The sequence below is a fragment of the Thermomonospora cellulosilytica genome (assembly GCF_014138835.1).
GTDB classification, from domain to species: domain Bacteria; phylum Actinomycetota; class Actinomycetes; order Streptosporangiales; family Streptosporangiaceae; genus Thermomonospora; species Thermomonospora amylolytica.
The window spans coordinates 2252680-2267778 of record NZ_JACJII010000001.1; the positions used below are offsets into that span (position 1 = coordinate 2252680).

A 15099-nucleotide genomic window follows, 5' to 3' on the forward strand; every position below is an offset into this window, starting at 1 on the left:
GGGGTCAGCGTTTGCGGACCAGGAGGGGCTGGGCGACCTCGCCCAGGTAGCCGGTGGGGTCGCAGAGGGTGGCTCGGGCCACGCCCAGGCCGTCGTCGGACAGGGTGGTGCGGGCGTCCATGTGGACCCAGTCGCCCTCGGGGGCGCGGGCGAGGGTGGTGGTCATGGTCGGGGGGATGGAGAGCCACTCGGTCATCGGGAGGACGGCGGACAGGCCGTTGGCCGAGTCGGCGACGATGAGGGCGGCGGCCTGGCCGGTGAGCTTCTCGCCCGCGATGAGGGGTACGCGGGGGCGGGCCCACACGGCGGTGCGGCCCAGGGCGTCGGGGGCGCCGTGGGTGTAGCGCCACTCGACGGCCTCGCCGTAGCCCCAGCCGGTGAGCCTCGGGGGCTTGGGACCGGGCGCGGGAAGCGGGGGCGGGGTGAGCTGCTCGCCGGTGGCCGGCGGGGTGGGGCCGGTGGCGATGTGCCAGGTACGGGCGATCACGGCGGGGCGGTCGTCGGCGATCATCCGGGCCTCGGTGAGGTGGATCGAACGGCCGGGGCGGACGGGGGAGACCTCGATGCGGACCTCGCGGCGGGGGATGGGGCCCAGGAAGTCCACCGAGATCCGGCCCAGGCGCAGGCCGGGCTCGACGGTCCGGTCGATCACGTGGGCCAGCAGGGCGGTGGGCGGGCCGCCGTGCTGGGCGGCGGGGTCCCAGGGGCTCTCGGTGGCGCGGGTCGGCTCGTACCGGCCGTCGCCGAGGGGGAGGTAGAAGGCTTCCGGCGATTCGCTCATCGATCCATCTTCCGGCGGACGACGTTCGTTCGCTCCGAAACTACTCCGGCCCGGTGCGCGGGGGCCGCCCGGGGGGCTCCGCCCACGGCGCGCGGAAATGCCGGCGGCGGGAAAAATGCGTCGCCTTTCGCCGGTGCATTCGCGTACCGTCGCGATGATCGCAATGAACTGATCGTGGCCGAGCCGCCGTGAAGACGGCTCCCGGTCACTTCCGGCGGAACGTCCCCGATCGCGGAACGAAGGAGGGAAGCGCCAGATGGTCACCACCGTGCTGGACCTGGCCACCGTTCGCAACATCGGGATCATGGCGCACATCGACGCCGGAAAGACCACGGTGACCGAGCGGATCCTGTACTACACCGGCATCTCGCACCGGATCGGCGAAGTGCACGACGGCGCCGCCACGATGGACTACCTGCCACAGGAGAGAAAACGCGGCATCACCATCACGTCCGCGGCGACGACCTGTCACTGGTCCCTTTCCGGGACCGATCACGTCGTCAACATCATCGACACTCCCGGGCATGTCGATTTCACCGTCGAGGTGGAACGCTGCCTGCGGGTGCTGGACGGCGCGGTGGCGGTGTTCGACGGCGTGGCGGGGGTCGAGCCGCAGTCGGAGACCGTGTGGCGGCAGGCCGACCGGTACGGCGTGCCGCGGATCTGCTTCGTCAACAAGCTGGACCGCGCCGGGGCCGACTTCCACCGCTGCGTGGACATGATCGCCGACCGGCTCGGCGCGGTGCCGCTGGTGGTGCAGCTTCCGCTGGGCGCCGAGGACGGCTTCACCGGCGTGCTGGACCTGGTGTCCCGGCGCGCGCTGGTCTGGGACGGCGCCGGCGACGGCGAGGAGTTCGCGGTCACCGCCGTCCCGGCCGAGCACGCCGAGGCGGTCGAGCGCTGGCGCGCCCGGCTGGTCGAGACGGTCGCCGAGCACGACGAGGAGATCCTCGAGCTGGTGGTGGCGGGCGCCGAGCCCTCGCGGGAACGGCTGCACGCCGCGATCCGCAGGCTCACGATCGCCTCCGGCCGGTCCGACGACGTCACGGTCACCCCGGTGTTCTGCGGCACCGCGCTGCGGAACAAGGGCGTCCAGCCGCTGCTGGACGGGGTCGTGCGCTATCTGCCGTCGCCGCTGGACGTGGGGGCGGTCGAGGGGTTCGCGAACGGCGGGACCGTCACGCGGGGACCGTCGGACACCGAGCCGCTGTCGGCGCTGGCGTTCAAGGTGACGAGCGCCCGGCACCTCGGCAGGCTCACGTTCGTGCGGGTCTACTCGGGGCGGCTGGAGACCGGCGCCACGGTGCTCAACCCGGTCAGGGGGCGCAGGGAACGGATCGGCAAGATCTACCGGATGCACGCCGACCGGCGCGAGGAGATCGGGTCGGCCGGCGCCGGTGACATCGTCGCCGTGCTGGGCCTCAAGCAGACCACGACCGGCGAGACGCTGTGCGACGAGCGGGCCCCGGTGGTGCTGGAGTCGATGGAGTTCCCGGCGCCGGTGATCGAGGTCGCCGTCGAGCCCAGGGCCCGCGGCGACCAGGACCGGCTGGGGGCCGCCATCGCCCGGCTGGCCGAGGAGGACCCCTCGTTCCAGGTGCGCACCGACCCCGAGACCGGCCAGACGGTCATCGGCGGGATGGGCGAGCTGCATCTGGAGGTGCTGGTCGACCGGATGAAGGAGGAGTCCGGGGTCGAGGTGGCGGTCGGCCGTCCCCGGGTCGCGTACCGGGAGACGATCCGCCGGGCGGTGCAGAAGGTCGGCTTCACCCTGCGCCGGCAGACCGGCGGTCACGGCCAGTACGCCAAGGTCCAGATCTCGGTCGAGCCGATCACGGCGGACGACGCGACGTACGAGTTCGTCAACGAGGTCACCGGAGGGCGCATCCCCAAGGAGTTCATCCCGTCCGTCGACGCCGGCTGCCAGGAGGCGATGCGGTCCGGCGTGCTCGCGGGCCACGAGATGGTCGGCGTGCGGGTGATCCTCCAGGACGGGGACTTCCACCCGGTGGACTCCTCCGAGCCGGCGTTCCGGATCGCCGGGGCGCAGGCGTTCCGGGAGGCGGTCCGCCGGGCCGGTCCCGTGCTGCTCGAACCGGTGATGGCCGTCGAGGTCACCACTCCGGAGGAGCACATGGGCGACATCATCGGCGACATCGGCGCCCGCCGCGGCCGGGTCCGCGGCATGCGCGAGCGCTCCGGCGCCAGGGTCGTCGACGCCCTGGTGCCGCTGGCGGAGATGTTCGGCTACGTGGGCGACCTGCGCGGCCTGACCTCCGGCCGCGCCTCGTACACGATGCGGTTCGACTCGTACGCCGAGGCGCCCCGCGACGCCTAGCGCACCGCACGGCCGCACGGGCCCGCACCCCGGGTCCGTGCGGCCCCCGCCTGCGCGAGGGGATCTTGTTGGCGGTCCGCCAACAGCTATTGGCAAATCGCCAACAAACTCTTATGTTCGGCATACCTCCCGCGGAGAACGGCCTCTTCCCTCCCTCCGAGAAAGGCGCCGGACATGACGACGACCACCGACCACGCGCTCCCGGCCAGGCCCAAGGACCCCGAGCCGAAGCCGTTCGGGCCCGGCTCGATCCTGTGGGACGAGATCGGCCTCTACCTGTCGGCGATCGCCGGCAACAGCGCGTTCATCCTGCAGGCCATGCACCCGGCGATCGGCACGGTGGTCGACAAGATGTCCAGCTTCCGCACCGACCCGGTGGGGCGGGCGGTGCGCAGCTTCGCCTCCGTGCAGACCTGGGTGTACGGCGGCCAGACGGCGATCGAGGAGGGCCGGCGGCTGCGCGAGATGCACAGGCCGCTCAGCGCCGTCGACGAGAAGGGCCGGCGGCACCACGCCCTGTCCGCCGAGCCGTGGGCGTGGGTCCACCTGTCCGGCTACTACGCCACCGTCACCGCGTCGCGCTACTTCTCGCGGACCCCGATGACCCTGGAACGGGAGCGGCAGATCTTCGAGGAGTTCCTCAACCTGGGCCGCATCCTGCAGGTCCCCGAACGGATGCTGCCCAGGACGGTCTCCGACTACTGGGTCTACTTCGACGACATGGTGACCGGCACCCTGGTGCCCCACAAGGTGGCGCACGAGGTGCTGGAGCAGATGGACGAGGTGCCCCCGACCGTCCCCGCCTGGCTGCGGCCCCTGCTGGTCCCCTTCAGCCTCACCGGCGGCAGGTTCGCCCGCTTCGTCACCGTCGGCACCCTCCCGGAGGCGGCCCGCCGCAAGCTCGGCCTGACCTGGACCCCGGCCGACGAACGCAAGCTCCAGGCCCTCGGCGCGGCCATCGGGCGCACCGTCCCGCTGCTGCCCGAACGCCTCGCCTACATGCCCATCGCCTACCGCGCCCGCCAGGCCGCCCGAGCCCACCAGCGCCTGCAGGACGCCCTGGCCCACCGCCCCAGGTGAGGGCCGGGTGCACCGCGTCGTCACCGGCCGCGTCCGCCCGGCCCCCGAGGGGGCGTCGTGAACTGGGCGGAGGGCGTCGCGTTCGCCTCGTCCGGCGTCTACTTCACCGGCATCGCCTTCTTCAAGGCCGCCGCCGACCGGATGGGGACGCTGCACGGCACCCGGCCGCTGCGGATGATCGCCGAGATGCTGGCCAGCCCGGTCTGGGCGGCCGGTGCGGTGATCATGGCGGTGGGGCTGGCCCTCCAGATCGTCGCGCTGAGCCTGCTGCCGCTGCCCGCCGCCCAGCCGGTCTTCATGTCGGCGCTGGTGGTGCTGGTGGCGATCGGCCTGGGGTGTTTCGCCGAGCGGCTGGACGGACGCGAGTGCGGCTCCCTGCTGCTGGTGGCGCTGGGCACCGTGCTGGTGGCCGCGGCCGCCGCCGGGACGGGCGGCGACGGCGTCCCGCCGGCGACGCCGTTCCTGCTCCTGATGACGCTGCCCTGCCTGGCGGGGCCGGTCGCGGTGTTCGTCCTGCGCGACCTGCGGCCGGCCGGGGCGCACGCCCGCCCGTCGACGGGAGTGACCCTGGGCGTCACGGCCGGGGTCCTGATCGGCACCGCCGAGCTGGCCCTCACCGGCATGACCCGGCTCGACCCGTCCACCCTGGCGGCCACCCCCTACCCCTACCTGTTCCTGGTCGCGGTGGGCCTGGGCATCGGCCAGCTCCAGGCCGCCCTGCAACGCCACCGCATGGTGATCGTCGTGTTCGCGGCGACCGCCGTGGCCAAGACCCACCTGCTCCTCACCGGAACGATCCTGTACCGGCTGTCCTGGCCGGACGGTCCCGGAGCGGCCCTGCTGCCACTGGGAGCCGTGCTGATCGCGATGGCCGTCGTGACCCTGCCCCGCCACGAACGGCCGGAGCCCGCGATCAGCCCGGCCGGTCAGACGAGGTCGGGGAGGCCGTAGCGTTCCTGGTCGGAGGGGCGGGGGCCTTCGGGACCGTCGCGGCCGACGCGCAGCATCCGGGAGACGCGGACGATGCGGAAGCGGCGTCCCAGCACGGTGAAGTCGTATCCGGTCGTCGCCTCGATCCGCGCGCGCATCTCGGCCCACTCGGCCAGCTCCTCGGGAGCGGGCGGGACGCCCTCGAACTCGCGGAGCCGGGGCAGCAGTTCGGTGAAGCGGCGGGCCAGGTTGCCGCGGGCCTCCTCGGGGCCGTCCCCGCCGGTGAGCGGACGCCAGGTGTCCTCGTCGATCTCCACCACGACGAAGGTGGGCGGCAGCAGCACCACGCCGGGGTGGGTGCGGACCGCGTGGCGGGCCTCGAGCCGGACGGTCTCCGGGGCGTCGGGGGGAACGGGCGTCCACCCGGCCAGGTTCAGCCTGAGCTGCGCCTCCCACGGCCCGGCCGGCGCCATCGGGTCGATGGGGTGGCCGCGCAGCAGGCGGGCGTCCCGGACCGGCTCGGTGTCGGTGGGCCGGGGAGGCTCCATCACCCGGTCGCCGAGCAGGGTGAAGTGCTCGACCCGGATCACCCGGTACCGGCGGTCGCCCAGCTCCCACTCGTCCTTGGCGAGCTGCTCGCCCTCCTCGGGATCCAGCCGGTCGGCCGCCCGCAGCATCGCGCCGGCGACCTCGGGGTCGGTCACCTCCCGCTCGGCCACGGCCCGGCGCAGCGTGCTCGCCAGCCCGTACCGGGCGCCCGCGGGATCGTCCGAGCCCAGGCACCCGATCCGCCACACGTTCCCGACCTGCACCGCGTGCCCGAAGTCGGGCGACCCGGCCGGGACCATCCTGGGATAGTCGCGCATCCGCTCGCCGATCTCCCGGTCGCGCACCGCCGCGACGGGATCCAGGTCCCCGACCACGTTGATCCGGTCGTACCCGGCCATCAACGAAAACGCCATGAGCCCATCCTGGACGTCGCGGACCGAACACGGAGCGAGAACGGCCGATTACGCGAACGGAACCCCCGTTCCGCTGCCGGGACGGGTGCCGGACGCTCTCCGGAAGGCGGGAGATCGCCCGGTCGGCGACGGGGCACAGGTGCACCGGGCCGAGGGCGCGGTCATGTCCGGTCCGCGTCCGCCGGTGCCGTGCGGCGGCGGGCGAGCGTGAGCACCATGCCCGCGGCGAGAACGACGGCGAGTGCCGCGTATCCGTAGGTGAGGCTGGCCACGGCGGCGACGGCCCCGACCAGGAGGGGGCCGCCCGCGTCGCCGAGTTCGCGGCCCAGTTCGGCGGCGCCCATGGTCTGGCCGAGCCGTTCCCGTGGGGTGGCGGCGGCCAGGGCGGCGAAGCCGAGCGGGGTGATCAGGCCGGTTCCGGCGCCGACGAGCACGGCGGCGGCCAGGACGCCGGCCGGGCCGGGCAGCATGGCGCAGGCCAGGCCGGCGGCGGTGAGCAGCAGTCCCGCGACGATGCCGCCGCGTGCGGTCAGGCGCCCGGCGTCCAGGGCGCGGCCGGCCCTGGGCTGGACGAGGGCGGCGCAGGCGGCCAGCACCGACACCAGGGCGCCGGTGGCGACCGTGCCCAGCCCGGACGCCCTGCCGGAGACGGGCAGGAAACCCACCCCGACCGACAGCGCGGCGGTCGCGGCGGCCAGTGCCGCGGTCGGGCCGAGGAAGGCGGGCTCGGCCAGGCGCCGGGCCAGGTCGAGCACCGTCTGCCGGGCCTTGGGCAGCGGGGGCGCGGCCGGAACGGCGAACGCGGCCCAGACGGCGACCGCCGCGCCGAGCACCGCCAGCACCGTGAACAGCAGCCGCAGGCCCCCGGCCCACACCAGGATCCCGCCGAGCAGCGGGCCGAGGGTGTAGCCGATGGACTTGTAGAAGCCGTAGGAGCCGAACGCCCGGCCGTGCCCGGCCGCCGGGTTGAGCCGGGCGACCAGCGCGGAGGCCGAGGGGGAGAAGGCGGAGGCGGCGGCGCCCTGGCCGAGGCGGGCCGCCCACAGCCAGCCGGGACTGTCGGCCACCGCGTACGCGGCGGAGGCGGCGGCGAAGGCGACGAGCCCGCCCAGCAGCACCGGGCGGGCGCCGATCCTGTCGGCGAGGGTGCCGAACAGCGGCTTGAGCAGCACCTCGGCGCCGTCGTACAGGGCGAGCAGGCCGCCGAGCACCAGCAGCGAGGTGACCGCGTCCTCGGAGAAGCCGCCCAGGTTGGCGGCGATGCCGTGGGCGCCGAAGGCGGTGGTGAACCCGGCCGCGTACAACGGCCACATCTGCCGGGCCGGTGCCGGTGCGGTCATCGGTCCCGCCCCGGGATCCGGTGCGGTCGGGCGAAGACCCGTTCGGCGCGGCCCGCACGGACGGAGGTGGACGGCGACGGCGCGGAACTCATCGTGACCTCGCTGGACGGCGACAGGACGGCGGTCTGCGAGCGGGAACGTCCGGCGCATCCGCCTTCCCCGGAATCCTGCCGGAATCTCACCGGTGCGGGCCGGTCGCGCTGGGAGCGATCATGATGGGGAACGGGCCCACCCGATGTACGTTCGCCGGTCATCCCGGCGTCATCGGCCGAAGGCAGCATGCAGGTCATGAAACGCGTGATCTTGGCGGCGGCGGTGTCGGTGGGCTCCGTCGTCGCGCTCGTCCCCCCGCCCGCCGCCGCGCGGCAGGTCGTGCCGCTGCCGCTGGGGCCGTCCGGGTTGCGGGAGGAACGGTCCACCGAGGAGTTGGCGCCGGGCGTCACCCTGACCACGATCGTGCGCGGCCACAAGTCCGGCGACGACGTGTGGACCCTGCACGTACGGCTGCCGGTGTCGGGCGATCCGGGGCCGCGGCCCGACCCGGCCACGGCCACCGCCGTCATCGCCCCGAAGGAGACCGCCGAGGGCGTGGCGCGGCAGCTCACCGAGGCGGGGTTCCGGCCGCGCGTGGAGGCCGTGCACGGGCCCGGTTTCGCCGACGTGCGGCCGGGGCCGGTCGGCTACACGGTCCGCGTGGGCCGGTACGCGACCGAGGAGCAGGCCCGGCAGGACCTCCCCGCGCTCACCGCCGCCGGTTTCCGCGCCGGGACGGCATACACCGGGCAGGACGGCGGCGCGACGACCGGCCCGTGGCGGGTGCACGTCCTCACCGTCGACCCGCGCCGTTTCCGGGGCCGTGCGGCGGCGTCGGTGGGCGGGCCGCTCACCGAGATGGACAAGGTGTCGGACCTGGTCCGCGCGAGCGGGGCGGTGGCCGGTGTGAACGGCACGTACTTCACCCCGCAGGGCAGGGGCGGCCCGGCGGGCGTCTACGCGCTGGACGGGGAGCTGCTCAGCGAGGCCAACAACGGCCGTACCGCCATGATCCTGCCGTCCAGCGGCGCGGGCGTGCGGTTCGCCCAGGTGTCGACCGCGCTCACCGTCCGGGCCGGGGACGGGGCCGCCCGCGAGCTGGACGGCGTCAACCGCCTGCCGGGCGTCGTCAACAACTGCGGCGGGGTGGGCGGCGACCAGCCGACCGAACGCCCCCAGCACGACGTCACCTGCACCGATCCTGACGAACTCGTCGCCTTCACCGCCCGCTACGGCGCGACCAGCCCGTCCGGCGAGGGCGTGGAGGCGGTGCTCGACCGCATGGGCCGGGTGACCGAGCTGCGCGAGACGCGGGGCACCGCGATCCCGGCCGAAGGCCGTACGGTGCAGGCCATCGGCACCGCCGCCGACTGGCTGCGCGCCCACGCCCGGCCCGGAGCCCGCCTGCACCTCTCACAGCGGGTCCTCGCCGACGGCCGCCCGGTCGCGCTCTCCCCGCGCACCTCGATCCTGGGTGCCGGTCCGCGCCTGGTGCGCGACGGGCGGGTGTGGGTGAACGCCCGCGGCGACGGCTTGGTGCACACCGGCGAGGACGAGTCGTTCTACTACAACTGGGTGCTGCGCCGTAACCCGCGGACGATGGCCGGGGTGGACGCACGCGGGCGGCTGCTGCTGGTGGCGGTCGACGGCCGTGCGGCGGGCTTCAGCGAGGGCCTGTCCGTGCTGGAGACCGCCCAGGTGATGAAGGCGCTGGGCGCCGTTCAGGCGATGAACCTCGACGGCGGCGGCTCCACCACCCTGGCCCGCGCGGGCGGCGCCCTGGTCAACCGCCCGTCCGACGCCACCGGCGAACGCAGCGTCGGCGACGGGATCCTGTTGCTGCCCCGCTGACGACCCGGACACCGGACAGGCCCCTCGCATTCCGGAGGGGCCTGTCCCTGCTCACTCGGCGTCCGCCGTCGTCACCGATGCCGTGGAGGTCAGCGCCCAGTTCCCGGGCGACCAGGGTGGCCACCTCGACGCAGTCACCGATCCTGCTCCGGGATCTGGTAGCGGGGGCGGCTCATCACATGAGAAGTCATATCAGTCCGTGACGGAGCGTAGCCCCGCCCTATGCTTGTCCCATGTCCGCAGCCGAGTACTCCACCGCCTTTTCCTCCCTCGACGGTCTTCGGCTCCATGGCACGCTTGTCATGCCTACCGAGGTGCACGGTCCTGCCGTCGTTCTGGTGCATGGCGGGGGCGTCACCCGTGAGGAAGGCGGCTTCTTCACCCGGCTGGCGGACGGCCTGGCGGACATCGGCCTTCCCTCTCTGCGTTTCGACTTCCGTGCCCACGGTGAAAGCGAGGGCAGGCAGGAGGACCTGACGCTGTCCGGCGTCGTCAACGACATCCGGGCTGCCGTCGAGCACGTACGGGCGGAAACGGGCAGCGGGCCGGTGTCCCTCATCGGGGCCAGCTTCGGTGGCGGCATCTGCGCGTTCTACGCCTCCCGTCATCCGGAGAGCCTGCACCGCCTGGTGCTCTTCAATCCCTTGCTCGACTACAAGCGGCGCTTCGTGGACGAGAAACCGTACTGGCATGGCGACCGCATCGATGAGGAGGCCGGGCGGGAGCTGGCCGCCCATGGCCATGTGGCCCACTCGCCGACCTTCAAGCTGGGGCGGGCGCTGCTCAACGAGGTTTTCTATCTCGCACCACATCGTGAGCTGGGCAAGGTCACCACGCCGACGCTCATCCTGCACGGCACGGGCGACACCTTCATTCCGGTGCAGTCGTCACGGGACGCGGTCGGTCAGTTCGGTGCCGAGGCCGAGCTCATCGAGATCGAGGGCGCACAGCACGGCTTCGCCGTCCACGACGATCCGCAGTATGCCGACCCCCAGACGCAGAAGTGGCAGGCGTACGTCATCCGGACAGTGGCCGACTGGCTGAGCGGAGCCAGACCGAACTAAGTGATTTCCGCTGTACGGAAGACCGGAGGTGATCGGAAGATCGGCTCGACCGCCGGTCACCCCGTTGAATGAAGTACCGCCTCTCTCAGTTCACGCACGCTCTCTCGATTTTTCCACGGTCGCAGCCGCCCCACCAAGCGCAAGACCTCTTGGTGGGTGCGGGCAGAGCAGGTTTCACGCGCCAAGGCCAATGCCTCCAGACCAGTGTCGGCGGCATCGTCCGGTGCCCGCGCCGACACAAGCGCCTCGCTCTTGAGGGATAGGAAGTAGCCGTAGTCCCGACGGGAGAAGGTGCGTGGCGAAAGCCATTCTTCGTACAGATCGAGGGCGCGGTCCGGCTGCCCCGCCTCGTTGTAGCAGATCGCTACCTGCAAGCCGAAGAGTGCTTCGTCGTAGTGCGCGGCAATGCCCCTGGCCTCCTTGTCCTGGTCCAGCAGTTCGCGGGCGTCCTCCAGTTTGGACTCGATGACGGACAGATCGCCGTCGAGCATGGCATGGCCGCGCGCCTCTTGTTGTAGAGCTTCGGCCCGTACCCGTGGCGGCAGGCTCCACGGGCCTTCCTGGGAGGCTTCGGCCAGGGTGAGCATGCGGAGCGCATCGCGCTCGTCCCACGCCGCCTGGCTCTTCTTCAGTAGAACGTACCCTTGCATGGGAAAGTCGCCGGCGGCCTGTGCCCATTCCACAGCGCGGTCACGCCAGTAGCCGGCCAGTTCTGGCATGGCAATGTCCCGGTACAGCCAGCCAAGGAACTCTGCCACCTGCGCGCCGACTCGTAGCAGCGAACGGCGGATGGCGGGTTTGGCGTCACCGGCCGTCTTCTCGATGGCAGCCACCAGGCCGAGGGCTATGGGAATGCTCTGTTTCGGACCGCGCGTCCGATCGTTCGCCGCGCAGTCGGCAAGCTGGCGTTGGAAGTGGGTCGCCACTTCATGATCTGCATAGCGGCGGGCATCGCTCAGTGCCGCTGCGATGTGCTTGAGTTCATCGAGACCGATGGCGGGCAACGTGACCGCGGCGAGCCCGCACTTGAGAAAGGTGCGGCGCAATAGCTCAGTCATGCTCCGCCATTCGTCCTCTTCGGGCAGGATGCCAGCGGGCGACGCCGGCGTGGTGGCTTCGGTTTCATCCTCAGAGGTGTCCTCGTCGGGCAGGGAGAACCAGAGTAGGTCGGCCGGTATGCGAAGGATATGCGCCCACTGAATAAGGCGGTCCAGATCCTGGACGGGTGGGCCGTTCTCAATGCGGCTGAGCTGGGACTGGGTCAGGTACAGCCACCCGGCGGCCACCGACTGGGAAATGGGGCGCCCATGGTAGGGGTGCGTGCGGAAGGCGCGTACCACCTTGCCCATGTGGCGGCTCGCCAGTGCTTGCCGCAGCTGGGACGAGTCCCAGAACCAGCCGGGCACCTCGGGCGCGCCGAACATGACATCCCGGCTCCGCTGCTGGCATGGCGCGCAGAGCGCGGCGCTGTTGTCTCGGGCCATGCGGGTGCCGCATCGTGGGCAGTCACGCGCCGGGGGAAGCGTCTTCATGCCGGTGACCTCGCGCGTTGTCGCAGCCGAGTCGTCCACCGGAAGTCTAACGATGTCGGTGTGATCCGTGACACAAAATCATGCATCCGACGCATGGGCGAACGCGGCTGACGCATGAGCGTGTGCGGCGCGCGCCCCGACGCTTGAGGAACCGCGGTAAGCGCAGACGCGGTGGGCAACCTTCCCAAAACGCGCAAATGGTACTCGCCGTTGGGGTGATCACGTTGTCTGAGCCGATATCTCGGCCGATTGAAGTAGAGCGGCACTCGGAAATGTCGTCAGCGTCGCACGCCCTCCCAGGAGAGGTGAATGAGCTGGCTGCCTTCGGTGGAGGCGGAGGCGTCGCGGAGTCGTTGTGCGGTTTGCGGGCGGAATGGGAGGGGCCGGTGGGGGAGCGGGCTCCCGGGGCGGTGCGGCGGTGGGCGGCCGGGTGGCTCGCCGGGTGCGGGGCGGAAAGCGTCGTCGAGGACGCGGTGACCGTGCTCACGGAGCTGGTGACCAATGCGTGGCAGGCCGGGGCGGGCAGGGTGATCGTGCTGGTCGAGGCGGATGCGGGGGCGGGGGTCGTTCGGGTGTGCGTCCGGGACGACGCGCCGGGGGCGCCGTGCCGGCGGGAGCCGGGGCCGTGGGACGGGCGCGGGCGGGGGCTGCTCATGGTCGAGGCGCTGGCCGTGCGGTGGGGGCACCATCCCCTCGCGTCGGAGGCGGGGCGTCCGGGCAAGGCGGTCTGGGCCGATCTCGCCTGGGGGCGGGATGGAGCCTGAGGAGGTCGCCGCCGCGCTGGAGCGTTCCCACCCCGGATGGGCGGTCATTCCGGGGTACTACAGCGGGCGATTCACCGCCATCCCCGGGGCGTCCTATGGCCGCCTCGACAGCGGAATGATCGTGGCCGCCGATCCGGCCGAGCTGGAACGCCGGATGGCGCTGGTCGATTCGGCGGCCGGACGGCCGGTGCGACGGCCGCAACGCGATCCGGTGCGGCGTGACGCGCGGGGCTCGTTCGATCCCGGAACGGGCGGTGACAATGACCCGAACCGGTGACCGGTCGCCCCGTTCCCGAGAAATTAGGTGAGCCTTGTCTAAGTCGAATCAGGTGAGGCTCGGCTAAGTTTCCGGGAGTGATTCGGGTCGCATCTCCCCTTGGAATACAAGGGATCGTTCCCCGGTTGTCACGAATACGGTTCCCACCGGACGGAACGAAGGAGGCGGTGAACGACATGCTGGAGTCCGTAGCGATCCGATATCGCCCGGACACCGCGCCGAAGACGACCACGGAGCAGCGGCCCGCCACGAGCCGCCTGGAGCAGAAACTCAACGCGCTGCGGGCCGGGGTCCTGGGGGCCAACGACGGGATCGTGTCGACCGCGGCCGTCGTCGTGGGCGTCGCCGGGGCGACCGCCGCCACGCAGCCGATCATGCTGGCGGGGATGGCCGCCGCGATCGGCGGGGCCGTGTCGATGGCGCTCGGCGAGTACGTGTCGGTGCACAGCCAGCGTGACAGCGAGAAGCACCTGATCGAGCAGGAGCGGCGGGCGCTGACCGGCGACCCTGAGGGCGAACTGCGCGCGCTGGTCCACGCCTACACCGAACGCGGGCTGTCCCCCGACACCGCGCGGCGGGCGGCGGTGGAGCTGTCCCGCCGGGACGCCCTGGACGCCCAGCTCCGCGAGCGGCACAACATCGACCCCGACGACGTCACCAGCCCCTGGCACGCGGCGGTGGCCTCGTTCGTCGCCTTCGTGATCGGCGCGATCCTCCCGCTGCTGGCGATCCTGCTGCCCGCCGCGGACCTGCGCGTCCCGGTCACGTTCGCGGCCACGCTGCTGGGCCTGGCGCTCACCGGGACGGTGGCCGCCTGGATCGGCGGCGGCTCCCGGCTCCGCGCGGCCCTGCGGGTGACGATCGGCGGCGCCCTGGCCCTGGCCGTCACCTACGGCGCGGGCACCCTGCTCGGCACGACCGGCATGGTCTGACCCCCTCCCGATCCGGGTCGCCCCCGGCAGGGGGCGATCACCAGGTGGGCGCCCGCCGCACCGGGGGAATGCCGAGCAGCGGGACGGCCCACTCCAGGACCAGCGACTCGAAGCGATCCTCGTGTCCGGCGATGTCGTGGCCCGCGCCGTCCAGCAGTTCCAGGCGCTTGGGCGGGCGGGCGACCCGATGGAGGCTCTGGGAGATCGACCAGGACAGCACCGAGTCGGCGGTGCCGTGCACCAGGAGCAGGCTCCGCGGCGCCACCGACTGGATCTGCGCCGTGTCGTACCCCTGCGTCGCCAGCGTCGCCACCCCCGCGACACCCCCGTGGCCCGCGCCCGCCGCGATCACCACGGCCCCGCCGAACGACCAGCCCACCAGCACCGACCTGCCGACGCCGTGCTGCGCGAGCCAGTCCAGCGCGCCGAGCACGTCGTCCACCGAACGCATCAGGTCCCCGGTGCGGGCGTACGACACCCGGACGGTGGTGCAGCCGTCCTCCCGCAACGCCTCAGCCAGGCGCACGTAGGAGCCGCCGGGGCCGTCCACGTCGTTGCCGACGCCGCCGACCATGACCGCACCGGCCTCGGCCCCGGGGGCCTCGTGCACGTACCCCCTGACGGGGCCGTACGCCGTGGGGAGCGTCGTCAGTGCCATGCCGTTGCCGTTCCGCGCCACGACGAGCGCATTACCCGCAAGAAGCAGGGACAAGTCCGGCGCGACCACCGGCGGAGTGGGGTCAACCGCTCTGGGCGGTCGGCAGGCCCTTGGGCGCGGACAGGTCCGCGAGCAGCCGGCGGAACCGGGGGCAGCGGAGGAAGTCCTCCGCCGGGCAGTCGAGGGCGTGCTCGATCAGCCGCTTGGACTCCTCGATCTCCCTGATCCGCCGTTCCAGTTCGGCGTGCTGCGCCCGGAGCAGCTCGCGCCGCCGCTCAGGGCCGGGAGCCTCGAACATGTCCCGCAACCGCTCCAGGCCGAACCCGGCGGCCTTCCCCCGGACGATCATGGCCACCCGCGTGACGTGGTCCTCGGTGTAGAGCCGGCGGCCGTTGGCCCGCCTGGCGGGGGACAGCAGGCCCATCGCCTCCCAGTGCCGCAGCACGTGGGTCCGCAGCCCGAACCGCCCGGCCAGCTCCCCGATGGTCATGGAACGTCCGTCGCCCGACTTCATGCCGACATTAACTTGCAGAGCCGGTCCCGGACGCAAGGCACCG

The 15099-nt window shown here is 72.5% G+C and carries 14 protein-coding genes; 8 read left to right on the plus strand and 6 right to left on the minus strand.

Translation table 11 applies throughout. From position 1 onward, the window contains the following. Window positions 1-4: 4 nt before the first annotated feature. A complete protein-coding gene (locus HNR21_RS10800) occupies window positions 5-781 on the minus strand; it encodes a thioesterase family protein (protein WP_182705085.1) in 777 nt (258 codons plus the stop codon). A gap of 256 nt (window positions 782-1037) precedes the next feature. Between HNR21_RS10800 and fusA the strand changes: the two genes are divergently transcribed. The 3 genes from fusA (at window position 1038) to HNR21_RS10815 (ending at window position 5150) form a co-directional block, all read left to right on the plus strand. Further along, window positions 1038-3119: an elongation factor G gene (fusA, locus tag HNR21_RS10805; protein WP_182705086.1), complete on the plus strand. Its 2082-nt coding sequence runs from the start codon at window positions 1038-1040 to the stop codon at window positions 3117-3119. 174 nt (window positions 3120-3293) lie between these two features. After that, window positions 3294-4199, plus strand: coding sequence for an oxygenase MpaB family protein (locus HNR21_RS10810; protein ID WP_182705087.1), 906 nt, complete (start codon window positions 3294-3296; stop codon window positions 4197-4199). 57 nt (window positions 4200-4256) lie between these two features. Then, the gene (locus HNR21_RS10815; RefSeq protein WP_182705088.1) at window positions 4257-5150 is read left to right on the plus strand and encodes a hypothetical protein; all 894 of its coding nucleotides are present in this window, start codon (window positions 4257-4259) and stop codon (window positions 5148-5150) included. Here the strand turns inward: HNR21_RS10815 and HNR21_RS10820 are convergent. After that, window positions 5126-6091, minus strand: coding sequence for a DUF5954 family protein (locus tag HNR21_RS10820; protein ID WP_182705089.1), 966 nt, complete (start codon window positions 6089-6091; stop codon window positions 5126-5128). The two genes, HNR21_RS10815 and HNR21_RS10820, sit on opposite strands and share 25 nt — an antisense overlap. A 161-nt stretch (window positions 6092-6252) precedes the next feature. After that, window positions 6253-7431 carry an MFS transporter gene (locus HNR21_RS10825; protein WP_220500120.1) on the minus strand — a complete coding sequence of 393 codons (1179 nt, stop codon included), beginning with the start codon at window positions 7429-7431 and terminating at the stop codon, window positions 6253-6255. A 288-nt stretch (window positions 7432-7719) separates the two neighbouring features. Here HNR21_RS10825 and HNR21_RS10830 point away from each other — a divergent pair, with 288 nt between their 5' ends. After that, complete coding sequence (locus HNR21_RS10830; protein WP_220500121.1) at window positions 7720-9315, plus strand: phosphodiester glycosidase family protein; 1596 nt, start codon at window positions 7720-7722, stop codon at window positions 9313-9315. A gap of 233 nt (window positions 9316-9548) precedes the next feature. Further along, window positions 9549-10379 carry an alpha/beta hydrolase gene (locus tag HNR21_RS10835; protein ID WP_182705091.1) on the plus strand — a complete coding sequence of 277 codons (831 nt, stop codon included), beginning with the start codon at window positions 9549-9551 and terminating at the stop codon, window positions 10377-10379. 56 nt (window positions 10380-10435) lie between these two features. On the opposite strand, the gene HNR21_RS10840 is transcribed toward HNR21_RS10835, so the two are convergent. Next, window positions 10436-11950, minus strand: a complete 1515-nt coding sequence (locus HNR21_RS10840) for a helix-turn-helix domain-containing protein (protein ID WP_220500122.1) — start codon at window positions 11948-11950, stop codon at window positions 10436-10438. Between the two features lie 347 nt (window positions 11951-12297). On the opposite strand from HNR21_RS10840, the gene HNR21_RS10845 reads away from it, so the two are divergent. From HNR21_RS10845 to HNR21_RS10855, 3 genes are all read left to right on the plus strand, one after another. After that, window positions 12298-12675, plus strand: a complete 378-nt coding sequence (locus HNR21_RS10845; protein ID WP_182705092.1) for an ATP-binding protein — start codon at window positions 12298-12300, stop codon at window positions 12673-12675. After that, a complete protein-coding gene (locus tag HNR21_RS10850; RefSeq protein ID WP_182705093.1) occupies window positions 12665-12952 on the plus strand; it encodes a hypothetical protein in 288 nt (95 codons plus the stop codon). Before HNR21_RS10845 ends, HNR21_RS10850 begins: the two co-directional genes overlap by 11 nt. A gap of 176 nt (window positions 12953-13128) precedes the next feature. Next, window positions 13129-13884 (plus strand): VIT1/CCC1 transporter family protein, encoded by a 756-nt coding sequence (locus HNR21_RS10855; protein ID WP_182705094.1) that lies wholly within the window; start codon window positions 13129-13131, stop codon window positions 13882-13884. Window positions 13885-13921: 37 nt separating this feature from the next. Here HNR21_RS10855 and HNR21_RS10860 read toward each other — a convergent pair whose 3' ends face one another. Beyond that, window positions 13922-14542 carry an alpha/beta hydrolase gene (locus tag HNR21_RS10860; protein ID WP_157995741.1) on the minus strand — a complete coding sequence of 207 codons (621 nt, stop codon included), beginning with the start codon at window positions 14540-14542 and terminating at the stop codon, window positions 13922-13924. 82 nt (window positions 14543-14624) lie between these two features. Further along, complete coding sequence (locus HNR21_RS10865) at window positions 14625-15032, minus strand: MerR family transcriptional regulator (protein ID WP_182705095.1); 408 nt, start codon at window positions 15030-15032, stop codon at window positions 14625-14627. Window positions 15033-15099: the final 67 nt, after the last annotated feature.

Bases quoted from the DNA above. Each gene is read 5' to 3' on its own strand.
- HNR21_RS10800 (WP_182705085.1), bottom strand. From the start codon at position 781: ATGAGCGAATCGCCGGAAGCCTTCTACCTCCCCCTCGGCGACGGCCGG.
- fusA (WP_182705086.1), top strand. From the start codon at position 1,038: ATGGTCACCACCGTGCTGGACCTGGCCACCGTTCGCAACATCGGGATC.
- HNR21_RS10810 (WP_182705087.1), top strand. From the start codon at position 3,294: ATGACGACGACCACCGACCACGCGCTCCCGGCCAGGCCCAAGGACCCC.
- HNR21_RS10820 (WP_182705089.1), bottom strand. From the start codon at position 6,091: ATGGCGTTTTCGTTGATGGCCGGGTACGACCGGATCAACGTGGTCGGG.
- HNR21_RS10825 (WP_220500120.1), bottom strand. From the start codon at position 7,431: ATGACCGCACCGGCACCGGCCCGGCAGATGTGGCCGTTGTACGCGGCC.
- HNR21_RS10830 (WP_220500121.1), top strand. From the start codon at position 7,720: ATGAAACGCGTGATCTTGGCGGCGGCGGTGTCGGTGGGCTCCGTCGTC.
- HNR21_RS10835 (WP_182705091.1), top strand. From the start codon at position 9,549: ATGTCCGCAGCCGAGTACTCCACCGCCTTTTCCTCCCTCGACGGTCTT.
- HNR21_RS10850 (WP_182705093.1), top strand. From the start codon at position 12,665: ATGGAGCCTGAGGAGGTCGCCGCCGCGCTGGAGCGTTCCCACCCCGGA.
- HNR21_RS10855 (WP_182705094.1), top strand. From the start codon at position 13,129: ATGCTGGAGTCCGTAGCGATCCGATATCGCCCGGACACCGCGCCGAAG.
- HNR21_RS10860 (WP_157995741.1), bottom strand. From the start codon at position 14,542: ATGGCACTGACGACGCTCCCCACGGCGTACGGCCCCGTCAGGGGGTAC.
- HNR21_RS10865 (WP_182705095.1), bottom strand. From the start codon at position 15,032: ATGACCATCGGGGAGCTGGCCGGGCGGTTCGGGCTGCGGACCCACGTG.